Origin of the sequence: Nostoc sp. 'Peltigera membranacea cyanobiont' 213 (assembly GCF_002245975.1) — a bacterium.
Lineage (GTDB): Bacteria > Cyanobacteriota > Cyanobacteriia > Cyanobacteriales > Nostocaceae > Nostoc.
Genome location: NZ_NOLI01000277.1, coordinates 1 through 4163 on the forward strand (window position 1 = coordinate 1; position 4163 = coordinate 4163).

Below are 4163 nucleotides of genomic sequence, written 5' to 3' on the forward strand. Positions count from 1 at the left end.
ATCTTGCCCGCCCAGTTAAAGAGGGCGGGCAAGATGCCCACCCCACAAGATTGGATAATTTATTTGTTGGAAGTCCCTAATCGGAATCGCTATTCTTACCCTTGTATCTGTATTTGTGGGAAAATTTAATGTAAATAATTAAAGTAATATGTCAGAAACACCTCAAGACGATCGCATTTGGATTGTGACGGATGAAACGCCGCAAATATCGATTCCTGACGGTGTTAAAGGCGGGAGTATTAATAGAGGCAGTTGGGGAGATGAAACTATCCCCGAAAGTACTGGTAGCAAAGGGGTAAGGGATGCCGTTAAGGTTAGCGCTCAAACATTAGAGCAAAATATGACTCACTTTCTCAAAGTTGTGGGAAGTTTGTTTAGTCAACCTGAACAGCAAGCAAAAGTTAACTCCAGAATGCAGCTAGATGAAATTGAGCTATCGGTGGAGATTAGTGCAGATGGGGAAGTTAAATTAATTGGTAATGGTGCCAAAGCTGGGACTAAAGGAGCGATTAAGCTGAAGTTTAAGCGCCAAGAATCACAGTGAGATGGCAAAAAATTGGGCGATCGCGATCGGAATTAACCAGTATGATTATCTGCAACCGCTAAACTATGCCAAGCGGGATGCACTGTTAATGCAGGAGTTTCTGAGCAATGAAGCCGGTTTTGAGCGGATATTCTTCTTCTCTGATGACTCCCCTGAACTTGCTGGAAAATCGACTCGCCCAACTCGCACTAACTTGCTGCGAGTCTTGCGGCAGTTATTTGACAATCCTTTTATGGGAGCAGGGGATAATTTCTGGTTTTTCTTCAGTGGTCATGGGATAAGATACGCTGACCGTGATTATCTCATGCCCTGTGATGGCGATCCAGAGGATATTGAAAATACGGCAATTGCGATTAATTTTGTGAGTGAACGTCTGCGTCGCTGCGGTGCTGATAATGTTGTCTTGATTCTGGATGCTTGTCGCAATGAAGGCAAAAAAACAGGTGAAGGAATTGGGCGACAAACCGCAGAAGAAGCACGTCAACAAGGAGTTATCAGCATTTTTTCTTGTATTCCCCAGGAGTATTCTTATGAAATTGAGGCTTTACAACAAGGTGCTTTTACCACTGCATTGCTAGAAGGGTTAGGAATTCAAGGTAAATGCGCTACTGTTGAACGCTTGGAGCAATATCTCAAATTTCGTGTGCCTGAACTGGTTCGCCAGTATAAGAATACAAGGCAAACGCCTTATGTGATTGCTGAACCTGTTAATAAATCCCACCTAATACTTGTGTCGCGATATGCAACTCTAGCGGATATTGCCACGTTAAAAAATGATGCTTACCAAGCAGAAGTAAACAGGAATTTAGATTTAGCAGAGCAATTATGGATTCGGGTATTAGCTGCGGCTTCAGGGCAAGATATGGAGGCGGTGAGAAGTTTACAAAGAATTGAACGGTTGCGAAATAGTTCTGCAATTCCTGATTTACCTCAGCAAACAATTCCACAAGCATCTAAGTCAGTCACAAATACACCTATAAGTAAACCTCCTCAAATTCCAACTTCCAAGCCAACCCCACCATCCCCGATTAATAATACTCAGACTTCTGGTGCGGGGCAATTTCCAATATCTACTATTTCAACACCTTCAACACCTGCTTCGCCATCAAACCTAATATTACCTAACTGGTCACGACGACGTGTAATTCAAACTGCTGGATTTGCAGTTGCTGGGTTGGGTTTGACAATTGCAATACCACATTTTTGGCCATTTGATTCAGGAAAAACCAGCCCAAGCAACACCAATCAAACACCAGGAAATGTACAGGTAAACATCACCAAGCGCATTACCAGTGACGCAAAAGACTTTGTTGAAAACTTAGGAAATGGTATCACCCTGGAAATGGTGCAGATACCAGGAGGAACCTTTATGATGGGTTCGCCGGAGGGAGAAGCAGGAAGATATGAAGATGAAAGTCCACAGCATCAGGTAAAAGTGCCTGGGTTCTTCATGGGTAAATATGAAATCACCCAAGCACAGTATCAAGCAATTATGAGGATAAATCCTTCTCAATTTAAAGGTGAAAAACGACCTGTAGAACTAGTTAGTTGGGATGAGGCGGTAGAGTTTTGTAAAAAGTTGAGTCAGAAGAACACAGAACACACCTACAGGCTACCCAGTGAAGCAGAATGGGAATATGCTTGTCGTGCTGGAACCAAGACTCCATTCTATTTTGGCGAAACGATTACCACAGATTTAGTTAACTACGATGGTCGCTATCCTTACGGCTCTGCACCAAAAGGGGAATATCGTCAACAAACAACAGATGTAGGAAAATTTCCGCCTAACTCTTTCGGTTTATACGATATGCATGGTAATGCATGGGAATGGTGTCTAGATGTATATAATGAGAATTACCAGGGTGCGCCAAAAGATGGTAGTGCGTGGCTGACTGGTAAAGATAATAACAGAAAGCTGCTGCGTGGCGGTAGTTGGGTCAAGGATGTCAGTTATTGCCGTTCTGCCGCTCGCCCTTGGAACGCGCGCACGAATCGTAACAACAATGTTGGTTTTCGCGTGGTGGCGGTGGCTGTGGCGTGAGTACTCCCCAAAGTCAGAGTTGATAAATGGGAATTTATCGAGCGTACATCAGGGAGTCCAGACCTGAAGCAGTGAGGAAGGCGACAACCTCCGAATATAAAACCGAGTCGGATAGCTTGGTAGGTTGCAAAACCGAACAGTTGTTCGACTCAATTAGTTTTGCAACATTTAAAAGAAACTTCTAAAATCTAGCTCGTTTTTAATTGTTCTAATTTTTGTCTAATCAAAATTTCAACTTCTTCAATCTCAGCATTCGATTTTGGGATATCAAAAGTCTCTGGAGACGCTTCAGATGTAAAGCGGTCAACAAAAGCACGAAACGCTGCTTTGTTGTCGGGGTGAGCAATGACGAAGGCTCTTAACTCAGTTTTGCTCATGCTGCTAAATTCTGGCTCAATCACAAGAACCTCCAAAGACCATTGCGATAGATTTCTATCTCTATGTTATCTCCTGCCAAAATAAACACATGACCTGTTTATTCATCGAGGCGGACAATGTAAATAGGAGTGAATGTATTGGTCAAAGATTGACATAGTATGACACACCTGATGCCTTGTTCAGCAGTTGGCAAGATTTGTATACCTCATAACCGCATAGCTTGGAATCAAAATAGCAGGTAAGGGGAAAATATCAAACCATCTATAGCAATCCTAAATGAGTTGTGAAAATCGAGAGACTCAGATCCCCGACTTCTTTAAGAAGTCGGGGATCTTATTGTTCACGACTGATTTAGGACTGTTTGGTTTACTACTAGACGTGGTTTCTTACGGTCTGATCTGCGCGTTCCACCAGCCATCTCATACTCATCACTATTTTTGCCATAGCGAGATGCAACATTCAACAGCATTTGCTCAGAATAAGTATTCAACTCACGTTCTGCTTCTATTAATGCATTGTGTGTCTTATCTACTATTGTTTGTGCTTGATTATAAGCGGCTAGCTTTTCTCGTAACTCAATTACTTTAGTGTTGTAAGTAGCAATTGAAAACCCATTACTAAAGTCTAACTGAGGGTTAATTGTCTGCATTCCTTCAATCCGTCGTTCAGCTTTGGTCAGTGACATAGAGTTTCGTTTACGTTGCGTCATATAGTTTTCCTGTTTGGATTAATTTATAAATAACCCCGATCTTATACACTGAGTTATTTATATATCATCAAAATACGCAACAAGCAGATGCACTAGCCACAGTGAAGTTACAGAAAAATAAAAGCATTGGATGGCATTAGCCAACTAGATAGATGCGGGTATATTTGCTGAAATTCGTTGAGAAAAGCTAGTTTTGAAGTCGCAAAAGCTAGTTTTGAAGTCGCAAAAGCTAGTTTTGAAGTCGCAAAAGCTGGTTTTGAAGTCGCAAAAGCTGGTTTTGAAGTCGCAAAAGCTGGTTTTGAAGTCGCAAAAGCTGGTTTTGAAGTTGCAAAAGCTGGTTTTGAAGTTGCAAAAGCTGGTTTTGAAGTTGCAAAAGCTGGTTTTGAAGTCGCAAAGCTTTTATATAGTTTACAAAGACGTGATTTATAGCATTTCCTAATCACATGAAGTACATCATAGCCCCCTCATCGCTTGCGGGGAGGGGGTTGGGG

The 4163-nt window shown here is 42.0% G+C and carries 5 protein-coding genes and 1 pseudogene; 3 read left to right on the forward strand and 3 right to left on the reverse strand.

The window, feature by feature from the left end:
* Positions 1-148 precede the first annotated feature (148 nt).
* Both CDG77_RS33785 and CDG77_RS33790 read left to right on the forward strand, forming a co-directional pair.
* The gene (locus CDG77_RS33785) at positions 149-544 is read left to right on the forward strand and encodes a Pepco domain-containing protein (RefSeq protein ID WP_094333517.1); all 396 of its coding nucleotides are present in this window, start codon (positions 149-151) and stop codon (positions 542-544) included.
* A 1-nt stretch (position 545) separates the two neighbouring features.
* Positions 546-2585, forward strand: a complete 2040-nt coding sequence (locus CDG77_RS33790) for an SUMF1/EgtB/PvdO family nonheme iron enzyme (RefSeq protein WP_094333518.1) — start codon at positions 546-548, stop codon at positions 2583-2585.
* Positions 2586-2773: 188 nt separating this feature from the next.
* On the opposite strand, the gene CDG77_RS33795 is transcribed toward CDG77_RS33790, so the two are convergent.
* From CDG77_RS33795 to CDG77_RS33805, 3 genes and pseudogenes are all read right to left on the reverse strand, one after another.
* Positions 2774-2986: a DUF6887 family protein gene (locus CDG77_RS33795; protein WP_094333519.1), complete on the reverse strand. Its 213-nt coding sequence runs from the start codon at positions 2984-2986 to the stop codon at positions 2774-2776.
* Positions 2983-3156 (reverse strand): annotated as a pseudogene (locus tag CDG77_RS39265) (DUF6888 family protein). Before CDG77_RS39265 ends, CDG77_RS33795 begins: the two are co-directional and overlap by 4 nt.
* A gap of 147 nt (positions 3157-3303) precedes the next feature.
* Positions 3304-3648 (reverse strand): hypothetical protein, encoded by a 345-nt coding sequence (locus CDG77_RS33805; protein WP_223270131.1) that lies wholly within the window; start codon positions 3646-3648, stop codon positions 3304-3306.
* A 201-nt stretch (positions 3649-3849) separates the two neighbouring features.
* Between CDG77_RS33805 and CDG77_RS33810 the strand changes: the two genes are divergently transcribed.
* The gene (locus tag CDG77_RS33810; RefSeq protein WP_094333521.1) at positions 3850-4101 is read left to right on the forward strand and encodes a hypothetical protein; all 252 of its coding nucleotides are present in this window, start codon (positions 3850-3852) and stop codon (positions 4099-4101) included.
* Positions 4102-4163: the final 62 nt, after the last annotated feature.

Excerpts from the sequence above, each read along its gene's own strand:
- CDG77_RS33805 (WP_223270131.1), bottom strand. The coding sequence starts at position 3,648 with ATGTCACTGACCAAAGCTGAACGACGGATTGAAGGAATGCAGACAATT.
- CDG77_RS33790 (WP_094333518.1), top strand. The coding sequence starts at position 546 with ATGGCAAAAAATTGGGCGATCGCGATCGGAATTAACCAGTATGATTAT.
- CDG77_RS33785 (WP_094333517.1), top strand. The coding sequence starts at position 149 with ATGTCAGAAACACCTCAAGACGATCGCATTTGGATTGTGACGGATGAA.